Source organism: Brevibacillus sp. JB24b, from assembly GCF_051713385.1.
Lineage (GTDB): Bacteria > Bacillota > Bacilli > Brevibacillales > Brevibacillaceae > Brevibacillus_B > Brevibacillus_B laterosporus.
In genome coordinates this window covers 284,275-307,291 of the sequence record NZ_JBNVQV010000001.1, presented here as the reverse complement: position 1 = coordinate 307,291, position 23,017 = coordinate 284,275, and the positions used below count along the sequence as shown (strand labels likewise).

21 protein-coding genes are annotated in these 23,017 nt (G+C 39.9%); 9 read left to right on the top strand and 12 right to left on the bottom strand.

From position 1 onward, the window contains the following. The first annotated feature begins 9 nt into the window (after positions 1-9). Both ACQV1I_RS01610 and ACQV1I_RS01605 read left to right on the top strand, forming a co-directional pair. Positions 10-783 carry an ABC transporter ATP-binding protein gene (locus ACQV1I_RS01610; protein WP_116335012.1) on the top strand — a complete coding sequence of 258 codons (774 nt, stop codon included), beginning with the start codon at positions 10-12 and terminating at the stop codon, positions 781-783. After that, a complete protein-coding gene (locus ACQV1I_RS01605; protein ID WP_116335011.1) occupies positions 755-2,647 on the top strand; it encodes an ABC transporter permease in 1,893 nt (630 codons plus the stop codon). Before ACQV1I_RS01610 ends, ACQV1I_RS01605 begins: the two co-directional genes overlap by 29 nt. Before the next feature lie 69 nt (positions 2,648-2,716). Here ACQV1I_RS01605 and ACQV1I_RS01600 read toward each other — a convergent pair whose 3' ends face one another. The 5 genes from ACQV1I_RS01600 to ACQV1I_RS01580 form a co-directional block, all read right to left on the bottom strand. After that, positions 2,717-3,787, bottom strand: coding sequence for a DUF418 domain-containing protein (locus tag ACQV1I_RS01600; protein WP_116335010.1), 1,071 nt, complete (start codon positions 3,785-3,787; stop codon positions 2,717-2,719). 171 nt (positions 3,788-3,958) lie between these two features. Further along, entirely contained in the window at positions 3,959-5,797 is a 1,839-nt protein-coding gene (locus ACQV1I_RS01595) for an ABC transporter ATP-binding protein (RefSeq protein ID WP_094701188.1), read from the bottom strand. Then, entirely contained in the window at positions 5,798-7,522 is a 1,725-nt protein-coding gene (locus tag ACQV1I_RS01590; protein ID WP_116335009.1) for an ABC transporter ATP-binding protein, read from the bottom strand. A 91-nt stretch (positions 7,523-7,613) separates the two neighbouring features. Next, positions 7,614-8,045, bottom strand: coding sequence for a MarR family winged helix-turn-helix transcriptional regulator (locus ACQV1I_RS01585; RefSeq protein ID WP_094701186.1), 432 nt, complete (start codon positions 8,043-8,045; stop codon positions 7,614-7,616). Positions 8,046-8,279: 234 nt separating this feature from the next. Continuing rightward, the gene (locus tag ACQV1I_RS01580; RefSeq protein ID WP_116335008.1) at positions 8,280-8,894 is read right to left on the bottom strand and encodes a DedA family protein; all 615 of its coding nucleotides are present in this window, start codon (positions 8,892-8,894) and stop codon (positions 8,280-8,282) included. A 344-nt stretch (positions 8,895-9,238) separates the two neighbouring features. On the opposite strand from ACQV1I_RS01580, the gene ACQV1I_RS01575 reads away from it, so the two are divergent. The 6 genes from ACQV1I_RS01575 (at position 9,239) to ACQV1I_RS01550 (ending at position 14,810) form a co-directional block, all read left to right on the top strand. Beyond that, positions 9,239-9,970 (top strand): glycosyltransferase family 2 protein, encoded by a 732-nt coding sequence (locus tag ACQV1I_RS01575; RefSeq protein WP_116335007.1) that lies wholly within the window; start codon positions 9,239-9,241, stop codon positions 9,968-9,970. Positions 9,971-10,101: 131 nt separating this feature from the next. Beyond that, on the top strand, positions 10,102-10,869 hold the full coding sequence (gene rfbF, locus ACQV1I_RS01570; RefSeq protein ID WP_104032446.1) for a glucose-1-phosphate cytidylyltransferase: 768 nt from the start codon (positions 10,102-10,104) through the stop codon (positions 10,867-10,869). A gap of 1 nt (position 10,870) precedes the next feature. Further along, entirely contained in the window at positions 10,871-11,932 is a 1,062-nt protein-coding gene (rfbG, locus tag ACQV1I_RS01565) for a CDP-glucose 4,6-dehydratase (RefSeq protein WP_116335006.1), read from the top strand. 21 nt (positions 11,933-11,953) lie between these two features. Beyond that, entirely contained in the window at positions 11,954-13,183 is a 1,230-nt protein-coding gene (locus ACQV1I_RS01560) for a class I SAM-dependent methyltransferase (RefSeq protein ID WP_116335005.1), read from the top strand. 3 nt (positions 13,184-13,186) lie between these two features. After that, entirely contained in the window at positions 13,187-14,104 is a 918-nt protein-coding gene (locus ACQV1I_RS01555; RefSeq protein WP_116335004.1) for an NAD-dependent epimerase/dehydratase family protein, read from the top strand. A gap of 319 nt (positions 14,105-14,423) precedes the next feature. After that, a complete protein-coding gene (locus tag ACQV1I_RS01550) occupies positions 14,424-14,810 on the top strand; it encodes a hypothetical protein (RefSeq protein WP_236645897.1) in 387 nt (128 codons plus the stop codon). 145 nt (positions 14,811-14,955) lie between these two features. On the opposite strand, the gene ACQV1I_RS01545 is transcribed toward ACQV1I_RS01550, so the two are convergent. From ACQV1I_RS01545 to ACQV1I_RS01535, 3 genes are all read right to left on the bottom strand, one after another. Continuing rightward, positions 14,956-16,326 (bottom strand): sensor histidine kinase, encoded by a 1,371-nt coding sequence (locus tag ACQV1I_RS01545; RefSeq protein ID WP_236645896.1) that lies wholly within the window; start codon positions 16,324-16,326, stop codon positions 14,956-14,958. Between the two features lie 4 nt (positions 16,327-16,330). After that, positions 16,331-17,035 carry a response regulator transcription factor gene (locus ACQV1I_RS01540; protein WP_026315194.1) on the bottom strand — a complete coding sequence of 235 codons (705 nt, stop codon included), beginning with the start codon at positions 17,033-17,035 and terminating at the stop codon, positions 16,331-16,333. Between the two features lie 110 nt (positions 17,036-17,145). Next, the gene (locus ACQV1I_RS01535) at positions 17,146-17,400 is read right to left on the bottom strand and encodes a hypothetical protein (protein WP_094701177.1); all 255 of its coding nucleotides are present in this window, start codon (positions 17,398-17,400) and stop codon (positions 17,146-17,148) included. A gap of 219 nt (positions 17,401-17,619) precedes the next feature. On the opposite strand from ACQV1I_RS01535, the gene ACQV1I_RS01530 reads away from it, so the two are divergent. After that, a complete protein-coding gene (locus ACQV1I_RS01530) occupies positions 17,620-18,018 on the top strand; it encodes a DoxX family protein (RefSeq protein WP_018672033.1) in 399 nt (132 codons plus the stop codon). A 114-nt stretch (positions 18,019-18,132) separates the two neighbouring features. Here the strand turns inward: ACQV1I_RS01530 and ACQV1I_RS01525 are convergent, their stop codons facing one another. The 4 genes from ACQV1I_RS01525 to ACQV1I_RS01510 all read right to left on the bottom strand — a co-directional run bounded on the left by ACQV1I_RS01525 (position 18,133) and on the right by ACQV1I_RS01510 (position 22,968). Next, a complete protein-coding gene (locus ACQV1I_RS01525) occupies positions 18,133-19,185 on the bottom strand; it encodes a FecCD family ABC transporter permease (protein WP_116335001.1) in 1,053 nt (350 codons plus the stop codon). Then, a complete protein-coding gene (locus ACQV1I_RS01520) occupies positions 19,175-20,185 on the bottom strand; it encodes a FecCD family ABC transporter permease (protein WP_094701175.1) in 1,011 nt (336 codons plus the stop codon). The genes ACQV1I_RS01525 and ACQV1I_RS01520 overlap by 11 nt, the downstream gene beginning before the upstream one ends. Positions 20,186-20,207: 22 nt before the next feature. Next, complete coding sequence (locus ACQV1I_RS01515) at positions 20,208-21,200, bottom strand: iron-hydroxamate ABC transporter substrate-binding protein (protein WP_018672036.1); 993 nt, start codon at positions 21,198-21,200, stop codon at positions 20,208-20,210. 106 nt (positions 21,201-21,306) lie between these two features. Beyond that, entirely contained in the window at positions 21,307-22,968 is a 1,662-nt protein-coding gene (locus ACQV1I_RS01510) for a helix-turn-helix domain-containing protein (RefSeq protein ID WP_116335000.1), read from the bottom strand. Positions 22,969-23,017 lie beyond the last annotated feature (49 nt).

The following is a 23,017-nucleotide window of genomic DNA, read 5'->3' as shown; positions in this document are numbered from 1 at the left end:
ATGTGTGACATGGGACTTCTTCAGGTAACAAACGTTAGCAAAATATATGGGGGGAAAATTCCCTATCGAGCTTTAACCGACGTGAATTTCCACATAGAAGAGGGCGAGTTTATTGCTATAATGGGGCCGTCAGGTAGCGGTAAAACGACCTTATTGAACCTTATCGCTACAATTGATATCCCGACCACTGGACATATTCTATTAAATGGTGAAAACCCACATAAAATCAAAAAATCAAAACTAGCAGTGTTTCGCAGACGTAATCTAGGCTTTGTGTTTCAGGATTTTAACCTATTAGATACGTTAACAATGGGTGAAAATATCTTATTGCCACTCGCGCTTGATTTTTACAAGATTCCTGACATGAAACAGAAATTGGATGAGATCGCTACGCAGCTAGAGATTAGCCACATTTTACAAAAACGGCCCTATGAGGTATCGGGGGGGCAAAATCAACGTGCTGCCATTGCTAGAGCCATCATCCATTCTCCCTCACTTTTACTAGCAGACGAGCCTACAGGTAATCTGGATTCCAAATCAACACGCATTGTCATGGAGACCTTGAAAAACATTAACGTTACAAAAAAAACCACGATGATGATGGTGACACACGATCCTGTAGCGGCAAGCTACTGTGATCGCGTTTTATTCATCAAGGATGGCACCCTATATAATGAGATTCAACGCGGAGAGAGTCGCCAGGTGTTTTTCCAACAAATTTTAGATGTTCTTGCGCTTTTAGGGGGAAGTACCTATGACCTTTCTACAGTTCATCGCAACTAATGTACGGCGTAAATTTAGGTTTTATTTAGCTTATTTTTTAAGTGTCACTTTTGTCATTATGATTTATTTTACCTACGGCATGTTTATTTATCATCCAGGAACAACCACACAAGGTCTACATTACTTGGTGGTTAATGGAATGACTGCAGCCGAAGTAATCATCTTTTGTTTTTCCTTTGCATTCATCTGGTACTCTACGAATATCTTTCTTAAGATGCGTAAAAAAGAATTTGCCGTTTTAGCTATACTTGGTATTTCGCGTTGGCAAATTAATTTTATGATATTTATGGAAAACCTGTTGTTAGTCACTTTATCTATGGTAGCTGGTATTGGATTTGGCCTGCTATTCTCCAAATCCTTCTTCATATTCGCTTCAGCCGTTCTTGATATGGAGGAAATACCATTTTATATACCTACCGAGGCACTTTTGCTTACGGTTGCTTCATTTTATACGGCATTTTTGCTGATCTCTTTGTTTACTTTGTTTACAACGAAGCATCGGAGTATCAAGGTTTTACTTGATGAGTCACGTAAACCTAAAAAGGAGCCTAAAGGATCTGTTATTTTAGCTCTTTTCTCTATCCTTTGCATTGGATCAGCCTACTATATTACGTTTACACTCAAAAACGATATCTTTGAAGTCATAAAGTGGATGTTTATTGTCATCCTATTAACCTGTGTCGGTACTTACTTCTTCTACTCACAATTTGGGGCATTCTTAATTAATTGGGTTAAGAAAAAACCCATTCTCTACTGGCGTGGAACCCGGATCATCTGGCTATCCGATCTAGCTTATCGCATTAAGGATAATGCCCAGATGTTTTTTATGGTAACCATTGTCTCCACCGTCGCCTTTACTTCGGCAGGAGCCTTGATCAGTGTCCTAGGTGTACTTGGTATGGTAAAGGATACTCTTCCACTGACAATCGAGTATACGTACCATAACGATGAGAAGCTTGAGAGTAAAAAATCGACACAAATCATTGAAGATCACCTAGCTAATTATCATGTGAACTATCAGCGAGTCGAGGTAGAGGATTTATATTTTTCCAAGCCTGCACGTGCAGATGTAATAAAGGTATCGGCTTATAATCAATTAGCAGCACTTCTAGAGCGTGAAACGTATCAAATTAAGAAAGGGGAGGCCCTTTGGATTAGAGCAAACTATTTACCTCAGGATGGTAGCCCTGAACTTCTTACAAAAGACGACAAGCCTTTTCGCTTGGTAAATAAGATTGACAAGCCAATTCTTTCTTATCAATGGAACACACTAGCTGTATCCGATGAAGACTTTGCCTATTTGAAAGAAAAAGCATCCTCTAGTTATACCGTTGTAGGCTATGTTGTTCATGAGTGGAGAAAGGGAGGACCTATCAATAAAGAGGCGGTAGCCTTCTCAAAAGAAGTAAACCAAAAGCTGACCCAAGACCAACACCCTCTAGTTCGTGACGCCTACTATGCTGAAGCTAAGCGGGCAGTTGGCAGTGCGCTATTTATCGGCTTATTTGTAGCCGTCATATTTTATGTTTGTGCGGGAAGCTTTTTATACTTCCGACTCTACATGGATCTTGACCGGGATAAACAATATTATCAAACAATCTCTAAGATTGGCTTATCAATAGAAGAATGGCAAAAAAGCATGACTGTCCAGATCGCTCTACTCTTCTTTGTTCCATTCACATTGGCTATTGTTCACACGTCAGTCGCTTTAGTTGGCCTGCAAAAGGTATATTCAAGTGGTACCTTCGTTTCCATTTTTAAAACATCGATTCTAAGCATTCTGATCTTCTTTGTACTTCAACTCGTTTATTTCCTAATTGTTCGCTCTCACTTTTTACAAAAACTAAAAAGACACCTTGTTTAAAGATACAAGAAAACAGCCATTGCGTTAATTATACTGCTACGCAATGGCTGTTTTGATTCTACATAAGAATTAAGTTGTCGCTCTTTCTTTACGTTTAAAACCGTACGTTAATTTTCTCCAAATAAACTCTAACGGACCCTGCTTGAATTTCAAGAAATACAGATTACTTATGATCAATTGAATGACAAGGATGATCATCGCCATGTAGAAGGATTGAACTAATGTATAACCATTCGACCAACCAAGCAGAGAAATGATAATAGACCCAATTATATTTTGTGTAAAATAAGAGGTTAAGCCTAGACGACCGTAATTAGCAAATGGTTTTAAGATAGTAGCCACTCGCTCATTACGTAACAGAAGGAACAGACTACTCATGTATAACAAGGCCATTGGATAAGTATCCATGCGGGAGAAAAATGGTTTGAGTATTTCATTTAGAGGGTTATCTGTAAAATGGCACCACAGAATACCGACAAAAGGAATGATACTCAGTATGAATGTAATAAGCTGTGTACGTCTAAACAGATGTACGTGTTTATCTACTTCCGCTACAATATTTTGTTTACCCACATAGAGTCCTAGTAAAAACATCCCCAAAATGGCAAAAGTATCGCTCTTGAAAGTGCTGATAAACTCTGGCACCGGAGTACCAAGATATGTTTGTAAAGTAGCAATCCCACTAGCTAATACGGTTATAGCAAAAAGTCCCATTGACCAACTCAGGATAGTTCGTGCCGACCTACGATAGAAGGGCATCAATAAAAATCCCATAATAGCATAATAGACTAGAATATCTCCAAACCAAGTAAATATGTGTAAAATACCGAATAAAAAGAGTGCCACCAGACGACGGACAAAAAGAATAAACGGTTTATCGCCACGCGCTTCTGCACGACTCATGAAAATATAGAAACCAAGTCCAAACAGGAACGAAAAAATACTGAAAAATTTCGTTGTAATGAATAAATCATACAAAAGGCGTAAGGTAGGATCAAAAGCATGCTGACTCAAGGTTTGTCCTTCAATATAAGTCATATAGGCCGGTGCATTTACCAGCAAAATACCCATAAGTGCAATTCCACGCAAGATATCCATCGAAACAATACGCTCTTTTTTTGTGACCGATAGTGCGGTCATAGACACCAGTCCTTTTTCATCATAATAGTTTCGTTCGCTAGCGACTCATTGTAATTATTGTAGTTAATACTAGATTTTTTAACCATGCAAGAAGATTACACACCTCTTACATTTTTGTAAGGTTTGAAGTAAAAAAAGCTGCCCAGAATTCCTCTGGACAGCCTTTATCACTTACGAAGCTTGATTCTTAAATTGTGTATGATACAGATTATAGTAAAAGCCCTTTTGCTCCAGTAATTCTTGATGGCTACCTCGTTCCATAATCTCTCCCTGGTTAATGACCAAGATTTGATCTGCTTCCTGAATGGTACTCAAGCGATGAGCAATCACGAAGCTAGTACGTCCTTGCATCAACACTTTCAATGCTTTCTGTATTTGCATCTCAGTTCTTGTATCAATACTGCTGGTTGCCTCGTCCAAAATCAAGATGGATGGGTCTGCTAAAATAGCTCGCGCAATGGTCAGCAATTGTCGCTGTCCTTGGCTGATATTGCTAGCATCCTCCGTTAGCTTCGTATGATAGCCATCTGGCAAGCGCTCAATAAAGGAATGGGCATTCGCCATACGGGCTGCATACATGACCTGCTCATCTGTAGCATCAAGCTTACCGTATCGAATATTTTCCATTACAGTTCCTGCAAATAGATAGGTATCCTGTAACACCATACCGATAGATGAACGCAGATCCTCTTTTTCTATCTGACGTATATCCTGTCCATCCACGATGACACTTCCCTTTTGCACATCGTAGAATCTCATCAATAGATTTACAATTGTTGTTTTACCTGAGCCAGTAGGTCCCACCAGAGCGATCATCTGTCCAGGTTCGGCTGTCAGATTAATCGCTTGTAAAACAGGCTTATCTGACTTATAACCAAAAGTAACATCCTTAAATTCTACTTTTCCTTCCACTTGTCCAAGGGAGCGAGCCACCGTCTGATCAGCGAATTCCGGCTCCTCATCCAATACCTCAAATACACGTTCGGCACCAGCAAAAGCTGATTGTAGCATGTTAAATTGATTTGCCATCTCATTTAGCGGACGAGCAAACTGCTTAGAGTAATTTAAAAAAGCAGTTATGATCCCGATCGTAATAGCCCCTTGTACAGCCATGTACCCTCCGATGCCTGCAACCAACGCAAAGCTTACATTATTAATAGCATTCATCAGTGGGGGAATGATTCCAGAGAAAACCTGAGCTTGAGCCCCCACCTTTTTCAAACGTTGATTTTTTTCGGCAAATTGATCGATAGTCTCTTGTTCCCGATTAAAAGCTTTTACCACCCGTTGCCCTGAAATCATTTCTTCAATATATCCATTTAATTGCCCTAGCTCTGTCTGTTGTTCTAAAAACAGCTTACGTGTACGTTCGGCAATTTTCTTTGTAATAAATAAACCAAGTGGAACCACGATGAGACTCACTAACGTTAAAGAAGGGCTTAACATCAGCATCATTCCAACTGCCCCTATAACAGTAATGAGACTGGAAAAGATTTGTGTTGTTGCTTGTGAGAGTGTGTTGTTAATATTCTCTACATCATTGGTTAGACGACTCATTAAATCGCCGCGAGGCCTTTCATCAAAGAAGCGCAAAGGCAGTGTCTGTACCTTATCAAAGATATCCTTTCGCATACTCTTGACCGTCTTCTGCGATACGCTTGCCATTAGATAGGTTTGTAACCAGGAAGCAAGCGCCCCTAATATATATACGATGATTAAACTACCAACAATCTTGGCTAACAGGGGGAATTGAACCTGCCCAGTGGTTATCCCCATGCTATCAATAGCCTTTCCAATCAGCAGGGGCCCCATCAAAGCAAAGCCAGAGCTAGCCAGCACTAGGAAAAAAACCAAGAATAACGACCAGCGCTGTTCCCGTAAATATCCCCAAAGCCGTTTGAGCGCCTCCATGGAATTTTTCGGTTTAACAACTGGAATGCCAGTCATCCCTTTTCCCATGGGACCACCCATTCCTTTTGAACGTTCCGGTCCTGATACTCCTCGATTCATCTAAATCGCCTCCTCTCTCACTTGGGAACGATAGATATCCTGATAAACATCTGAGCGTTCTAACAGCTCTTGGTGAGTTCCAATAGCTGAAATCTGGCCATTCTCTAACACAATAATTTTATCTGCTTCCATTACAGAGCTAATGCGTTGTGCAACAATAAAACAAGTCGCATGTCCTAATTGCTCTTTTAGCGCTTTTTGAATGAAAGCTTCGGTGGTCAAATCAACTGCACTCGTGCTATCATCCAAAATAAGAATGTCTGGTTTTGTCAGTAGAGCGCGAGCAATAGACAAACGTTGTTTTTGTCCGCCAGATAGATTGACTCCACGTTGACCAACCACTGTATCATAGCCGGCAGGTAATTTATCAATAAATTCATCAGCTTGAGCTGCCTTTGCTGCGGCCATCACTTGATCATCTGAAGCTTCGGGATCACCCCAGCGAATATTATCGCGTATTGTTCCAGAGAACAGTACTGCCTCCTGTAGAACCATTCCAATGTTTTTACGAAGCTCCTGTAATTTCAGCTCACGAATATCAGTTCCATCCAATAAAATGCGTCCCTCTGTCACATCATAGAAACGTGGAAGTAAATTGACCAATGTAGATTTACCTGAACCCGTAGCTCCCAAGATCGCAACTCGTTCTCCTGGTGTCACCGTAAACGATAAATCTTTCAGTACAGGTTCGCCACTAGTACCAGCATACTGAAAGGAAACATGGTCAAATTCAATCATTCCTGTATGCATTTGAACATCTTTATGCCCAACATCCGAAATCGTGGTTTTGGTATCCATTACCTCCATGATCCGATCGGCAGACACCTTTGCCCGTGATACCATCATTAGCATCATTCCAGCCATCATTAAGGCGAACAAAATCTGCGTCATATAATTGGTAAAAGCAATTACTTCTCCAAGCTTCATACTACCTATATTCACTTGAAAACCACCAAACCAAATGATCGCGACAATGCTTAGATTCATTAACAGCATCATAATCGGCATCATCAGGGCCATTGTCCGCGCTGCCTTTACGGATATATCGGCTAATTGGTCATTCTCTGTTTGAAAACGTTCCTTTTCGTAATCAGAACGAACGAAAGCCTTTACTACCCTTACCCCCGCCAAATTTTCACGTGTAACTCCGTTTACTTTATCCAAGCTAGCCTGAACTTTTTTAAACAAAGGAAAGCCTTTCTTAATAATGACCATAAGCGCTAGGATCAAAAGGGGGACTGTCACAACCAGCACAAGCGCCATTTTGGCATTCAATGAAAATGCCATAATCATCCCACCTATAAATAGCAGCGGGAATCGTGTTAGCATGCGTAACATCATCAGTACTACGTTTTGTACCTGTGTAACATCATTAGTAAGTCGTGTAATTAAAGAAGAGGTTTTGAACTGATCCAGTTTGTCAAAAGAAAAGGTCTGTATATGACTAAATAGATCTTGCCTTACATCTGCACCAAAATTTTGGGACACGATGCTGGCAAAGTAAATACAGCCTACACCGCCAACAATCCCTAAAAGAGCAACCCCTACCATAATCAAACCTGTTTGAATGATATAGGTCACATCTCCATTAGCGACACCTTGGTCTACAATATGAGCCATCAGCGTCGGTTGCAGTAAATCCATAACCACCTCAAGAAACATGAGCGCAATAGCTGCTACTGCATATTTCTTGTAAGGTAACATATACCTAAAAAGTTTACCCATTTTGCTTGGCATCTCCCTTCGTATTACTTTGATAGCTACATAATTTTAGAGGAAACGGCCAAATGAAAAGCAAGCTTACCTTGCCTTACACTTACTCCGATAAATTTCGATGCATATGAGTTAAAAATCGCCGAAGTAAGATTTTCTCTTCCTCTCGAAAACCTTCGAAGCATTTCTTCTCAATCTCTTTAATTACTTCTTCAATCCGTTCTAGTTTCTCTTGGCCCAATTCAGTTAAATAAACCCGGGATGCTCTTAGGTCATCAGGGTCAGGATGACGTTCAATCAATCCAGATTTCTCCATACGATTAAGCATGACGGTAACCGTAGCTGCCTTTACCTTCATCTTATTGACCAGTTCCTTTTGTACTCTTCCATTTTTCTTTTTCAACAGAAACAAAACAGGCAATTGTCCTGGGTAGATTCCTACTTCATGCGACATTTGCCACATTTTATAATTATACGTTCGCACCACACGCGATAGTAGCAGTTCTAGAGAATCTAGATAAGGAGTCTCTTCCATAGTTTATCACCTCATTTAGTTAGCTAGCTATATATTATGATAAACAGGATTATACTCCCTTATTACACAAGGTGCAAGTGTCCTTGCTAAAGGTAAATAAAGGGAACTATTATCAAGTAAATAAAAGGAATCGACTACCAATACTAGGCAAAATCGATTCCTTTTGTATATGTATCTGGTGATTCTACTTAGGTGCCAGTGATCGGCTGCCAGCCTTCTCTACTGGGTTACTCTCTATCCTTTCATTGCATTTATCTTTTTTCTTTTCATTTTGGTAACCATAAAAAAGACTCCTACCGCTATTACCGGTAAAATAATCAGGAGATATTTGCTATAATCAGCAATCAGATACCCAACAGAAGCAGCATTGCTACCTAAGAGGTGACCGAGAATAAAAAATAAGAGTGTCCAAACAAATCCAGTCGTAAAAGAGAACAAAGCGTAGCGTCGAAAAGACATTTTGCTAATCCCAACCAAGTAAGGTACTACATGGCGCACAATCGGTAGAAAGTAACTAATCACCAATGCTTGGCTCCCATACTTTTGCAAAAGATATTCAGCTCGTACAATATAGCTATCCATATGCCTTTTACGTCGAATGCGATCTAATACGGGAACTCCAATCTTATATCCTAATATATATCCAAGTGACAACCCAGAAATTACTCCTAAATAGGTAACAAAAAAGGCCGGAACCGATTGAAGAATACCAAATGAACCAACCATTCCTCCCGTCATGACAATCACTTCATCTGGAATCGGCATACCAACAATGCCTAACCATAATGCAAAAAACAAGGCAAAGTAGCCGTATTGATTAATTAACTCTAGTATCGTGTCCAATTGCACGTAATAACCCCCTGAATGTATGACAGCAAGGAAGGATTCAAGTCTACTTGTAACTCTGCCATGTTTTCTTCATATAACCATATCATATCGAACAGTTCTTACCCTTTTTATAACAGAGTTCTAAAGAATTTCTTAACTTTCTGCCTGTAGTACAAAGACTTACAGCTTATTACGGTTTTATCTTATTCGTTCGTTACTAGCCTGTTTCCTTGTTTCACTTTTGTGTGTGACAACCTTTTCTTACATTTCATATAGTATGACGGGAGCATTTCTCTTCTATTTCACTCCCAAAAGGAGGAGGTTTTATTACTACTGTCATTTCGCATTTTTATAATGAGGAATATTTGCTTCCATGGTGGTTGATGCACCATACTCAAATATTCAATCACGGTATTCTCATTAATCGTGGTTCAACAGATCGTTCCGTTGAGATGTGTCAACTTTTTGCTCCTCATTGGGAGGTGAGAAATTCAAGGGTACCGGAATTTGATGCAATAGAAGTTGATCGTGAAGTAATGGACATTGAAACAGAGTGTACAGACTGGAAAATGGTGTTAAACACTACTGAGTTTCTTTGTTGTCAAAATAAAGATGAATTTTTCTCTTCCCTGAATGCTTTAGGTGAAAACATGTATTCAATCAGAGTGATTATGCTGGTTGATGATCCAAATCATGGCTATACAGACCCTGTTTATACAATCCCCTTAGTTAATCAGCGATACCATGGTTACTTCCCCATAGATAATACACACCCCTGTGTAGGTAGACTTATTCATAAGCATGAACATGGCGCTTATACAGCCGGCAGACATTGGTCCCCACATAAATTCATTGTTTACCTAACTGCCCCTGCCTTCGTTGTAAAGTTTTTTTATAGCCCGTGGAATGATTTAACCCGAAAACGAAAACTACAAATAGGCCCCACACTCTCAGCACACAGTATCCAGAACGGTTTGGGTATCTACCATGTCACTACCCCTGAGAAGCTAGAACAATCCTATATGTTTTATGCGAGCGCAACTCAAGATCTTCGTTTGATTCCGGAATACCTTGAGCTGTTTACGCACTTAAAATAATGATCCAAGCTACTTTATCGAACCATTATTGATCATTTACACGAAAACACACCATTATAAGAATTATTGCATACTGTAAAAGCATGAAAAGGCTTCTTAAAGGAACATTTCTGCAACTATGGGGGATAAAAATGAAAGCAGTTATTCTTGCTGGTGGGTATGGAACGAGGATTGGAGAAGAAACTCATTTAAAGCCTAAACCAATGATTGAAATAGGGACAAAGCCCATTCTTTGGCATATCATGAAAATCTTTAGTTATTACGGAATCAATGAATTTATCATTTGTTTAGGATACAAAGGACATCTCATTAAAGAATATTTTTCAAATTATAACTTGCATATGTCAGACTTTACGCTCGATATGAGTAAAAATGAAGTCATTAATCATTCCAACAACGCAGAGCCTTGGAAAGTAACACTTATCGATACCGGTGAAGGTACGGAAACTGGTGGACGTATTAAGAGGATACAAAAATACGTTGGCAACGAAACGTTTTGTCTTACGTACGGAGACGGTGTAGGGAATATTCATATAAAAAAACTGATTGAATTTCACCAAAAGCACGGCAAATATGCTACGGTTACTGCGGTTCAGCCCCCTGGAAGATTCGGCTCTCTTATGCTTTTGGATCAAATGGTTGTAGACTTTAAAGAGAAGCCTTTAGGAGACGGTGGCTGGATAAATGGTGGATTTTTTGTTTTAGAGCCTGCCATTTTTTCCTTTATCAGTGACGACCAAACCATTTGGGAGACAAATTCTTTAGTCAAATTAGCAAAACAAAATCAGCTTGCTGCCTATCGTCACGATGGATTTTGGCATCCAATGGATACATTACGAGATAAGCAAAAGTTAATGGATTTATGGGATAGGAAAAATGCCCCTTGGAAGGTTTGGTAGAATGGAGAAATCCTTTTGGTATCAAAAAAAGGTGTTGATAACAGGTCATACTGGATTTAAAGGTACATGGCTTACTTTGTGGTTAACATTTCTTGGGGCAGATGTAATTGGGTACTCTCTTAATCCACCATCTACCCCTCATTTATTTGGAGTAGCGGAGGTATCACAAGAATGTTGTTCGATAAAGGGTGACATCACTGATTACCCGCTACTCCTGCAAACCCTCACTGAGCAGCAACCGGAGATTATTTTTCATCTGGCAGCCCAGCCATTGGTTCAACAATCGTATACAGACCCCCTTACCACCTACCATACGAATGTATTGGGAACCGTTCATGTACTCGAAGCAGCACGACAAACGAAAAGTGTTCACGTGATTATTAATATTACAAGCGATAAATGTTATAAAAATGATGGGTTAGGTAATCATTCCTTTCAGGAAACGGACCCACTTGGGGGGCACGATCCATACAGTGCTAGCAAAGCATGTGCAGAGGTAGTCACTGAGTCCTACCAAAAATCATTTTTTCAGCCTGCACTTTCTTCCGCCCCACGACTAGCATCTGTGAGAGCTGGTAATGTGATTGGCGGTGGGGATTGGGCCGCAGATCGTCTATTTCCAGATATCGCAAGAGCACTGATTCATTCGTCTAAACTCAGCATTAGAAACCCAAACGCCATCCGCCCTTGGCAGCATGTCCTAGACCCCTTACATGGATATTTACTTCTTGCCGAAAAGCTATGGAATAACCCTACCTATGCCCGATCCTGGAATTTTGGACCAATCGATCATTCTTATCTGACAGTTAGAGAAATGATAGATCAAGCAGCAAGCATTTGGAACGATAATATAGAGATAGCAAAACCTTCAACTACTTCCCCCTATGAATCTCCCATTCTAACCCTTGATAGTAGCAAAGCTATCCATTCATTAGGATGGTATCCAAAATTAACTATCACGGAAGCTATTACATGGACTGTTCAATGGTATCAGCAATCTCAAGCAGGTAAAGATATAAAGTCATTCACTCGCCAGCAAATCAACAGGTTTATAAATTTATAAGGAGTTAGGAGTCTACAGAAAATGTCCGATAAACAATGCCGTTTTTGCAATTCATTGCTAACTCATACATTCTTGGATTTAGGAGTTTTGCCTCTCGCTAACTCATTCATACCACCAGACTGTGTAGATGATATGGAACCGTTTTATCCGTTGCATGCCTATGTTTGTGATAAATGTTTTCTTGTACAAGTAGGTCAATTTGAATCACCAGATCAAATTTTTCATCACTATCTTTATTTTAGCTCGTATTCCTCTAGTTGGTTATCCCATGCTGAAAAATTTACGGAGATGGCTATCGCTAGGTTCCAATTAAATAATCATTCGCAAGTAATTGAAATCGCAAGCAATGACGGGTATTTATTACAATACTTCCACAAGCATAATATTCGAACACTAGGAATTGAACCAGCAAAAAATGTAGCAAAAATTTCTAATGATAAAGGAATTCCCACGAAAGCTGATTTTTTTGGCGAAAGATTAGCAAAGCAATTGGTACAGGAAGGTTATAAAGGAGATTTAATTGTCGCAAATAATGTGCTAGCACACGTACCTCAATTGCATGATTTTATAGCAGGGCTAAAAATACTGTTGCAACCAAATGGTATGATCACAATCGAGTTCCCCCATGTCTTACACCTCATTCTCGGTAACCAATTTGATACGATCTACCATGAACACTTCTCTTACTTTTCACTACTAACCGTTCAAAGCATCCTATCTAACCATGAGCTAAAGATTGTAGATGTGGAGGAACTCCCTACCCACGGTGGGTCTTTACGTTTATTCGTAAAGCATAAAGAGGATAAGGAACAAATTCACTCAAGCGTAACAAAGCTCATTGGGAAGGAACAAGAACACGGTCTTGACCACTTACCAACATATCTGGAGTTTTCCAAGAAAGTGGAACAAATGAAGATCAACATTCTATCCTTTTTCGTTAAAGCCCATGATATGAAAAAGAAAATTGTTGGCTATGGGGCTCCGGCTAAAGGAAATACTCTCTTACACTTTTGTGGAATAGGAAAAGAGCTCATCCCCTATACAGTGGATCAAAACCCGCATAAACAAGGACTTATATTACCTGGTTCTCGTATTCCGATTAAAAAGCCAGATGAAATACAACGAACAAAACCAGATTATGTACTCATTTTACCGTGGAACTTGAAGGAAGAAATTATGGAGGAATGCTCCTATATTCGAAGTTGGGGCGGAAAATTTGTCGTGTTTGTTCCAGAAGTGGAAGTGCTATAGAGCATGGAAAAAGTTCTCGTTACAGGTGGAAATGGCTGGATCGGCAGATATGTAGTGAGCATGCTACATCAAATGGGATGCGAGGTTCATGCCACGTATCGAAGGGCGCCTCTTTTGGATATTACCTGTACTTGGCATCAAGTCGATCTTTTATGCCAGACAGAAGTAGCCGACCTGATTGATAAGGTGAAGCCTTCTCATCTGGTACATTTAGCTTGGGAAGCAGTACCTCCCCACTGTTATCATTCACTTGCTAATTACTATTGGGTGCAATCCAGCATGGCATTATTTCGTCATTTTGTCGAATGTGGTGGAAAAAGAGCCGTTGTGGCTGGAACTTGTGCAGAATATGAATGGGTGGAAGGCTATTTATCTGAAACTACCTCTATTTCCTCTTATAAAACACCTTATTCTGTTTGTAAAAACACCTTACGTTTATGGCTCCAATCATATTCTGAACAGGTTGGTTTATGTACCTGCTGGGGTAGAATCTTTCATTTATACGGTCCTCATGATCCCGGCAATCGGCTTATTTCTATCCTTATCACCTCTTTATTGAAAGGCGAAGAGGCCTTATGCACACATGGGAAGCAATATCGTGATTTTCTCTATATCGCTGATGTAGCCGATGCCCTTATCTCTTTATTACGAAGCGATATACAAGGAACTGTTAATATCGCTTCCGGTCAACCGATCCAATTGAAACAGATAGCTTCTCTTATCGGTGAAAAAATAGGGAACGAGGAATTAATCAAATGGGGAGCCATTCCATCCCCGCAAGATGAGCCTTTATTTGTAGGTGCAAATATTGAGCGGTTACAACAAGAAATAAATTGGAAACCAAAGTACTCGTTAGATGCTGGCTTAGAAGAAACGATAGTATGGTGGAAGAATAACTTAGATAAACATTCTTCTTTATGAATAAATACCCAAAAAAGCTGATTCCATGAGTATATGGTATCAGCTCTTTTATGTTTTCTATCATTAAATTTGTATCTACAAAACTACAGCAGACAAAAAAAAGAATTCAAAAGAGGTTTTTGGTAAATTATGACGAATTTAATATTGTTACTTTTTTCCTACATAAATACTCAGTCAGAAAGGAGTTAGTAAATTGCAAAGAACTACTAGAACGACAAATAATCAACCTAATAGGTCATCTTCCAACCAGACAAATAGAACGGTGAGTAGTCAGACCAGGGTAACTAACACGCAAGGTAATAGGGGAACAAATAGTCAAATGAGAACAGCGACTAATCGACAGTCCTCACCTCAACAACAAGCCACTCAACAGAAGCGTCCCGTTAAGAATCAGCCCAAGGACAGATTAGGACAAGCGGTAGTATCAATGATTTTTGGTATATTTGGTATTATTTTATTTTTTATGTCATGGTTTATGTTGAATTACAATTCAAGATACTACACGGTATCACCTGGTACAATGCTAACTATTTTCTTGGCCTTTATCATTAATGTTACGGGGTTTATCTTGGGAATAAAAGCAAGGAATTCTTCCAAAGGCAGAGGTATGGCAATTGCGGGTATTACATTAACTTCATTACCATTTGTCGTTATGACACTTTTTTTTGTAGCAGGTTTCATTTCAATGTTTAGGCTGTGGATGTAGGTTCTACCCGTTCAAAATAAGCGAGGCTCCCCTATGCAAGGGAATCCTCGCTTTTGATTATATGATGCATAAACAGACTGTTTTATCCATCTTAGTAGGCGAGAATGCTTGATAGGCTAACGGGAGGCAAGAGAAATTCCTAAAGTCATTCTCCTACTCTTGTTATAGGCAAACGAACCCAACATAAAGTCCCTTTATCCACCTTACTCTCAACCTGCACCTCTCCGCCATGTGCCTCTATAATAGCTTTTACGATAGCCAATCCAATTCCAGCTCCACCTGATTTCCGACTACGTGACTTTTCACCACGATAAAATCGTTCAAAAACGTAGGGGAGCTCTTCCTTCCTGATACCAACTCCCGTATCCATCACTTTGATTACGATATTGGTCCGTTGTTCTTCGATAGTAACGCGCACTTCTCCATCTTCAGGGGTATATTTATAAGCATTGCTAAGTAGATTCGTAAAAACCTGCAATAGTCTACGATAATCCGCATACAAAAAAATATCGTCCATGATAGGTGGAACGTATCGAATCCTTTTTTTGTCCCATAATTCCGCGATACCTTTTTGTGCCTCCGATATGATAGCAGATACGTTCACTTGTTCCTTTTGTAAACGGAGCATCGGGTTCTCAGCTTCCGTTAACTTCTCTAAATCCTTTATCAGCAGAACAAGCTGTGAGGTCTGTTCCTGACAAATCCGTAATTTTTCTGAGGTTGGCTCCCATATTCCATCTTCAAAAGCTTCCATGTAGCTTTGAATCGTTGCAAGTGGCGTTCGTAACTCATGGGCAATATCGGCTGTTAAATTTTTGCGTAATCGTTCCTGTTTTTGCAGACTCTCTGCCAAATGATTTAGAGCTTGACCTAATTCCTGTATTTCTCCATGTAATGAGTCCGTCTCAACTCGCGCTGTGAGATCTCCTGTCCGCATTCGATTCGCTTTCTCTTTAATGTGAAGCAGTGGGTGACTAATACCGCGAGAGATGCGAACGCTATAATAATAAACACCGACAATGACAATAAGAAGCGCACCTCCAACCATCCCATTGAATCTAGTAATGAATTCTCGCTCCTGTTCTTGAAATTGACCATCTGGAAGAGCGACATGTAATGTACCCACCTGCTGATCTCCAATGATGATGGGAGCAGAGTAGGTAGAGTGTGGAAGCGCATCATCTACAGCACAGGTATGCTTGGAATTTTGACTTCCCATATGCATACCCATCTTAGTCGAGTCCCAGATCATGTTTCCTTCTGCATCAAGCAAAATGACAGCCATCTCACGCTGCATAGCCCTGTGTCCAATACCCATAAGCGCCTGCTTTTGCCATCCATTCGTTTTTACATAAGATTCCGTCAGGTCTTTTAGGATCGAGTCTGCCTCCGCTTTTAGTTGATTTTCAACATATTTTCCAAATGTAAAGGAAACAGAGATATTAACAATAATGATAATGACTAACAAGGAAACGAGTGCAACACCTAAATGCGAAAGGAAAAGCTGTCGTTTCATCCCTTTATGCTTCATCACGGTTCACCAAAAATTTATAGCCCACACCAAATACTGTCGAAATAAAGGAGGGGTGTTTGGGGTCATCGTTTAATTTTTGCCTTACGTTTTTAATGTGTACGTCAATGGTGCGTTCATATCCATCAAATCCATAGCCCTGTATTTGATTAATTAGTTCCAGACGACTAAACACTCTTTTGGGTTGACTAGCTAATGTATACAGCAATTTAAATTCAATGGGAGTCAGTGTGATACAAGCCTGATCTAGCGTAACCTGATGGAGTTCTGGTTCCACACATAGACGTTTTTGTAGAAACGTAAGAACTTGCTCTTGTTTTTTAGTAGAGCTTGTCCGCCGTAACAAAGTAATAACCCGAGCCACTAATTCACGTGGACTGAATGGCTTACTAACATAATCATCTGCTCCCATTAATAACCCATTAATTTTATCATCCTCAGCACTTTTTGCTGTCAGCATAAGAATAGGAATATTCGAGGTTTTACGTAATTGTCGGCATATATCCTCTCCCGACATATCAGGTAACATCAAATCTAAAATCATGAGATCTGGCTGTAAAAGTTGATGGAGGTGAAGTGCCGCCTCCCCCGTCTCTGCTACATAGACAATGTAACCACTTCTCTCTAGGTAAGCTCGAATTACCTGCAAAATATTTTCTTCATCATCAACAACTAAAATCTTGTGTTGACCCATCTTACTCTCACCCGCCTCGCTTACTATGTGCAAAAATGCACAAGTAGGCAGCCCCTCCTTTACGGAAAGTCTGCCTTATCCTGTTTTCTTCTCTTATTATAAGCGATTATTTAACGATTTGGAGTCTGGTCTGTATAATTCTTCATCATTCTATCATGCATGCCGTTTGGCCCGTGACAGCTTTCATACATAGATTTGATTTGTGCATCTGTCATTTGTGGGTGCATTTGTTTCATCCAAGGGCGCATCTGTTCAAATTCCTTTTGCGTTTGGTCTGGTGTTACCTGTGACGTGCTTGCGTATACCCCTGTAGCAATTCCCATAACTACTAGCAACGACGTTAGAGAAAAAATCATTTTTTTCATATATGCTCCTCCTCCTTTTTTCTAGCATACAAAAAAGAAGTGAGGAACTTATGAAGTATATATAAAGAAGTTATGAAGAGCATAATATACGCATATATATAGGAACCTGACAGGAAAAAATCAACATTATAGTTAGACGCTTGACAAAAGTGAACAATGACATTATTATACTTATAATTAGTAAGTAACTAAATAATATCTGAAAGGAGCTACACAAAAGTGGCAAACAAACAACAGCTTGGCGCACTTATTCTTCGTGTCGTATTAGGTTTGACCTTCTTGCTACACGGTCTTGATAAATTCCAGGGGGGCATTGAAAACATTGTAGGATTTTTCGAAAGTATCGGCCTACCTGGTTTCCTAGCTTATGTGGTTGGAACCATCGAATTAGTAGGAGGTATTCTATTAATTTTAGGGCTAGGAACTCGTGCCATTTCGTTTTTACTCATGGTCATCATGGTAGGAGCTACCTTAAAAGTTAAATTGGCAGCTGGTTTCATCGGTGGCTATGAATTTGACCTAGCTCTCTTCACAATGGGACTATATCTTGCATTGAATGGCAGTAGTATGGCAGCCGTAGATAGCTTGCTTCCTTATGGAAAAAAAGAGCGTGCGTAACTTACAGTACGAATTAACGCTTTTCCAAGCATAAGAAACCATTTCTTTCTACAAACAAAAGCCTGGAGTTATATGCTCCAGGCTTTTGTATTACATACTGTTTATCCCTATCATCTAGGCCCTTGCTTTATACAGCAGGTAAAGGAAGTATGGTCCCCCTATAATCGCAATTACAATTCCTACAGGAAGCTCCGCCGGCGAGAAAACAGTCTTTGCAATAAAATCTGACACAAGAACCAAGAGCATTCCCATCAAAGCTGATACTGGTAATACACGCGCGTGATGATTCCCTACCAAAGCTTTAGCAATATGTGGTGCCATTAGTCCAACGAAACCAATGCTACCTGACACTGATACACATGCACTAATGATCCCGATACTAGCAAGTAAGAGCACCATTTTTTCTTTTTCTGTGGACACACCAAGCCCTCTAACGCTGCTTTCATCTAGCTGTAATAGATTTAAGATGTTGGCTTTTCGAAAAAGGACCGGAATAAACAAGATAAACCAAGGTAGCATAGCCACAATATAAATCCAGTTAGCACTCCAAATACTGCCTGTCATCCACACTGTTGCCATCTCAAAATCCTTTGCGTTCATGCGTAAAGAGAGATAGAGAGTAAATGCCCCTAAGCCCGTTCCAACTGCAATTCCAACCAGAATAAGGCGCTGTGGATCTAACTTCCCCTTTTGCCAAGCAAATAGATAGATAAGCGAAGCAGAGAGTAAGCCCCCCACCAACCCAAACATAGGCATGGCTAATGTTGTTAATAAACCTTCGTTACCCATTTTCCCTTCAAATAGAAAAATAAACAATACAATTGCTGACCCTGCACCCGCATTAATACCTAATATTCCAGGATCAGCAAGTCCATTTCGGGTAATTGCTTGAACAACGGTACCGGCCATCCCTAGCCCCATACCAACGAGTGCCGCAATCACAATACGCGGTAAACGAAAATCAAAGATAACCAGATCATGTTCAGGATTAGGATCAATACGCAGCAGTGTGTTTATAACGTCTTTGATTGTCATATCAAACTCGCCGTTTGTAACACTAATATAAGTAGCTAGTAATCCCAGACAAATACTTGCCACAATAACCGTCCAAAATCGAGTAGTCGACGTCTTAGCAAATGCATGCGATTGTTTTTTGTTAAGAACCATGTTTTTCTCCCCCTTTTTTAACAATCAAATAGAGGAAGAATGGAATACCAAACAGTGAGGTAACTACTCCGATTGGTGTTTCAAAAGGGTAATTCATAAACCGACTAAGGATGTCGCAAAATACTAAAAATATTCCACCAATCACTGCTGAGCACGGTACGATCCATCGATAATCTATTCCTACCAAAAAGCGAGCAATATGTGGAACAATTAATCCAACGAATCCAATCTTACCTACCAAAGCAACAGAAATACCAGTCAAAATGACAACAGTCAGCATCGTCAGCCCTTTAATCAGAGCTGTACGCTGTCCTAAATTGACCGCTATCTCCTCACCCAATGACAGGATCGTAATGGATTTAGACAAAAATAACGCCAGCAAAATACCTACGATTGCAAATGGAATGGCTAATGTGATCAAATCCGGATCAATCTGGTGTAATCTCGAGTTATACCAAAAACTGAGATTCTGCGATATTTGAAAATAGGTGGACAAGGCTTGCGACATGCTACTCAGGACTGTTCCAATAACGGTCCCGATTATAGCCAATCTGACTGGGGTCATACCATTAGGCAATAGAGATGCAAACCCCAATACAATTCCTACCCCTATCGCTGAACCAATCAGGGAATACATTATCATTTGTAGAGAAGATGTGTTTGGCATAAAGATCATACACACCGTAATAACAAATGCTGATCCGTCTGATACCCCCATAATGGAGGGAGATGCCAGAAAATTTCTGGTCATCCCCTGCATTAAAGCTCCCGACATTGCTAAGAATGCCCCAATCAACAGTGCTCCTACAGCTCTTGGCAATCTGGAATGCATGATAATCTGATGATCAACATTACCAGAATCAAAGTGAAAGATAGCATCCTGAACTGCACTTAATTCTATGTTTTTAGTTCCATAGACAATGGATAGTGCCATCAGGATCACAATAAAAACTGGTGATGTCAACAAAATGGCAACTGGTACTGATTTCTTTACTCTCATTGTACTCTTCTCGCCTTTTTATCTACTTGGACAGCTTTTCCACCGCAGCTTTCAAGAAGTTAATTTTGCTCCATGCTGTACCACCTTGTGCTAGTGGATCGACTACATTCACGTAAACATGTCCATTTTTCACAGCATTTATGCTTTGCCAAATTGGATTTTTCTCTAGATCCTCTAATGATTTAGGTTGGTCTTTATTTTCATCAGGTGAAAATTGTACAAAGATATAGTCTGGATTCATGGCACTAAATTTTTCTAACGACATAGCCTCTTGTGCTTTTGCTGCCTTAACTTCCTCTGGTGCTGTAAAACCTAATTCCGCATATAAGGATGGGTTAAAGAAAACCTTTTCTGGGTAGATATTGATCGTACCCTGACGCAGGCGTATTGCTACTACTTTTTTATCTTTCAGCTTATCGCCCAAAGAAGCTTTTGCCTCTTCTACATTTTCTTTATATTTTTTCAATACATCTTCTGCTTCTGCTTGCTTTCCTGTTAATTCAGCTAGTAGGTGCAGGTTAGCTTCCCAATTGCTTGAGATATGAGAAACCGGGAACGTTGGTGCGATCTTACCAAATTTCGCAAATACTTCTGGTTTAAATTTAGACGAACCTAAGATCACGTCTGGTTTTAATTTGAGGATGGTCTCCAGATTTGGTTGCATTTTTTCACCTATGGATTCTGATGAGCCTGTAATACTTGCAAAAATATCTGGGAATTTACCACCTACAGAAATCGCACCTACTGGTTGTACACCTAGAACCACAGCGTCTTCCATAGACTCCATACTACCTGTAATGACAATGCGGTCTGTCTTGGCTGGAACTTTATATTCTTGATCGAGATACTTAATCGTTCTTGTTTCACCTGTGGTTGATTCTGATGCTTTTTGACTGTCACTGCTAGTAGCTGTCGTATTGGTAGGTGCTGTAGTCTCTGTTTTCGCACCGCAAGCCGTTACCATAAGAGCCAATATGGCTACTAGACCTACTCCTAGAAACTTACGTTTATTCATGTTTATAATGTCCCCTCTCGATAAGACAACCTGAAATGTTTGATAATAATTCTCATTTACGATTATAGAGGAGTAGACTCTGCTCGACCATGAACGATTTCCGGAATCAATATGGACGATTTCCAGAAAAGAGACGATAGACATCCTCGATTAAGCGCTCATGAGCTAGTGGGGAGTAATCACGCCAGGGATTTGATAAGATTTCATGGACTTTATTTAGACGAACCGCCCTAAGCTCTTGCCACTCGGCTGTCATTTGTAGATGTTTCCAGTAATGTAGTGTCTCAGTTTCGGGGCATGCAAGTACCAATATATGATCGGGATCATACCTCGCCAGCTCCTGTATTGTTATTTTTTCATCAATTCCCCCTTCATGCAAAGGATGAGCGGGAATCATTTGCAGATCACCATAAAATACCTGAGTCATACTAGAATTACTGTATACATATATATTTTGCTTTAATAGACGGATAATTAGAAAGGTATCGTTCTTTATTGTTTCACTGATTTTATCTCTGATCATCTTCACCTTGCGATCATAAGACGCAAGCCACATGTCTGCATCCCGAGATACTTGTAATAACGCGGCTGTTTGCAGAAATTGTGTTCTCCAATCTGTATCACTCCATGAGACATAGCTCACTGATCCCGCCTGTTCCAATTTTGCTTTCTCTTTTACTTCTAATTGATCTATGCTGATAATAAGATCGGGATTGATTTGTTCTAATACCTCAATGTTGCTTTGCCATTTGTAATCAATACGGTACGCACTTAAATGAATAGGTATTTCGGTACGATATTTCTCATAGTATATGGACGACCATTTTGGATGCAGAGGAGCTGCATAAGGAATCACCTCCAATGCTAAGACATAGCCAAGAAGCCGATGACTATATATAGCTATCCTTTTCTGACGTCGCTTCATGTAAGTGGTGGGTGATACACCTACTTCCTGTTTAAACTTACGGCTAAAGTAAAACTCATCGTTATAACCAATCTGATGAGCAACGTCCTTTAACCGAACCTGCGGTCTACTCATAAATTGCTTTGCTTGATTCATCCTCACCTTTGTTACATATTCGATTGCACCTATCCCATACGTCTTTTTAAACAGCTCGCCAAAATACTTTGGACTTACCCCCGCAATTTTAGCTAGATCGTCTAAACAAAGGCTTTTGTTAAAATGAGTATCTATATAGGTTTTTGCTTTAGCAATCGTAGTTTTAGAATCCTCAATGCGAACATACCTATTGTTCATAAGCGTATGAATAAGCTGTAGAAAAGAGATTTGCCCCAAAAAACGATCCAGCGATTTCGGACTTTTCCATTGCTTGTCGATCTTTTGGCACATCATCGTAAGTTGGGAGATCGTATGCGGAACTTCTCCTCCCCTCCCAAAGAGCCCCTTATCACGTACAGATTTCAAATGTGACTTCCGCTTTCCCGATTCCTGGTATACATGAAAGTAAATCACATAACAATGAGCTTCGGCCTCTGAGGTTAATTCAATCCCAAGTGTTTGACCTGGTGTGCATACATAGACCCCATCCTTTAGTAGTGGATGAGCTTGTTCATCAATTAAGACATGACCTTGACCTTGAAGTGCTATAAGCAGAGCATAGGAGTTCGTTAGCTGATGGATCAACGGTCTTGGTTTATAATGATTCCCTTTAAGCAGTTCTATCTCTTGTAGCTTCCATTGGTATTGATCCAATCTTCTAGTCGATTCATCAGGATACAGATGTTGTTGCTGTTGTTGATCTGACATATTTGTCGCCACTTTCTATGTTTTGTCATCATTCACTCGTTGATAACGA

Bases quoted from the DNA above. Each gene is read 5' to 3' on its own strand.
- ACQV1I_RS01610 (WP_116335012.1), top strand. From the start codon at position 10: ATGGGACTTCTTCAGGTAACAAACGTTAGCAAAATATATGGGGGGAAA.
- ACQV1I_RS01605 (WP_116335011.1), top strand. From the start codon at position 755: ATGACCTTTCTACAGTTCATCGCAACTAATGTACGGCGTAAATTTAGG.
- ACQV1I_RS01600 (WP_116335010.1), bottom strand. From the start codon at position 3,787: ATGACCGCACTATCGGTCACAAAAAAAGAGCGTATTGTTTCGATGGAT.
- ACQV1I_RS01595 (WP_094701188.1), bottom strand. From the start codon at position 5,797: ATGAATCGAGGAGTATCAGGACCGGAACGTTCAAAAGGAATGGGTGGT.
- ACQV1I_RS01590 (WP_116335009.1), bottom strand. From the start codon at position 7,522: ATGGGTAAACTTTTTAGGTATATGTTACCTTACAAGAAATATGCAGTA.
- ACQV1I_RS01585 (WP_094701186.1), bottom strand. From the start codon at position 8,045: ATGGAAGAGACTCCTTATCTAGATTCTCTAGAACTGCTACTATCGCGT.
- rfbF (WP_104032446.1), top strand. From the start codon at position 10,102: ATGAAAGCAGTTATTCTTGCTGGTGGGTATGGAACGAGGATTGGAGAA.
- rfbG (WP_116335006.1), top strand. From the start codon at position 10,871: ATGGAGAAATCCTTTTGGTATCAAAAAAAGGTGTTGATAACAGGTCAT.
- ACQV1I_RS01560 (WP_116335005.1), top strand. From the start codon at position 11,954: ATGTCCGATAAACAATGCCGTTTTTGCAATTCATTGCTAACTCATACA.
- ACQV1I_RS01555 (WP_116335004.1), top strand. From the start codon at position 13,187: ATGGAAAAAGTTCTCGTTACAGGTGGAAATGGCTGGATCGGCAGATAT.
- ACQV1I_RS01550 (WP_236645897.1), top strand. From the start codon at position 14,424: ATGAGAACAGCGACTAATCGACAGTCCTCACCTCAACAACAAGCCACT.
- ACQV1I_RS01545 (WP_236645896.1), bottom strand. From the start codon at position 16,326: ATGAAACGACAGCTTTTCCTTTCGCATTTAGGTGTTGCACTCGTTTCC.
- ACQV1I_RS01540 (WP_026315194.1), bottom strand. From the start codon at position 17,035: ATGGGTCAACACAAGATTTTAGTTGTTGATGATGAAGAAAATATTTTG.
- ACQV1I_RS01535 (WP_094701177.1), bottom strand. From the start codon at position 17,400: ATGAAAAAAATGATTTTTTCTCTAACGTCGTTGCTAGTAGTTATGGGA.
- ACQV1I_RS01525 (WP_116335001.1), bottom strand. From the start codon at position 19,185: ATGGTTCTTAACAAAAAACAATCGCATGCATTTGCTAAGACGTCGACT.
- ACQV1I_RS01520 (WP_094701175.1), bottom strand. From the start codon at position 20,185: ATGAGAGTAAAGAAATCAGTACCAGTTGCCATTTTGTTGACATCACCA.
- ACQV1I_RS01515 (WP_018672036.1), bottom strand. From the start codon at position 21,200: ATGAATAAACGTAAGTTTCTAGGAGTAGGTCTAGTAGCCATATTGGCT.
- ACQV1I_RS01510 (WP_116335000.1), bottom strand. From the start codon at position 22,968: ATGTCAGATCAACAACAGCAACAACATCTGTATCCTGATGAATCGACT.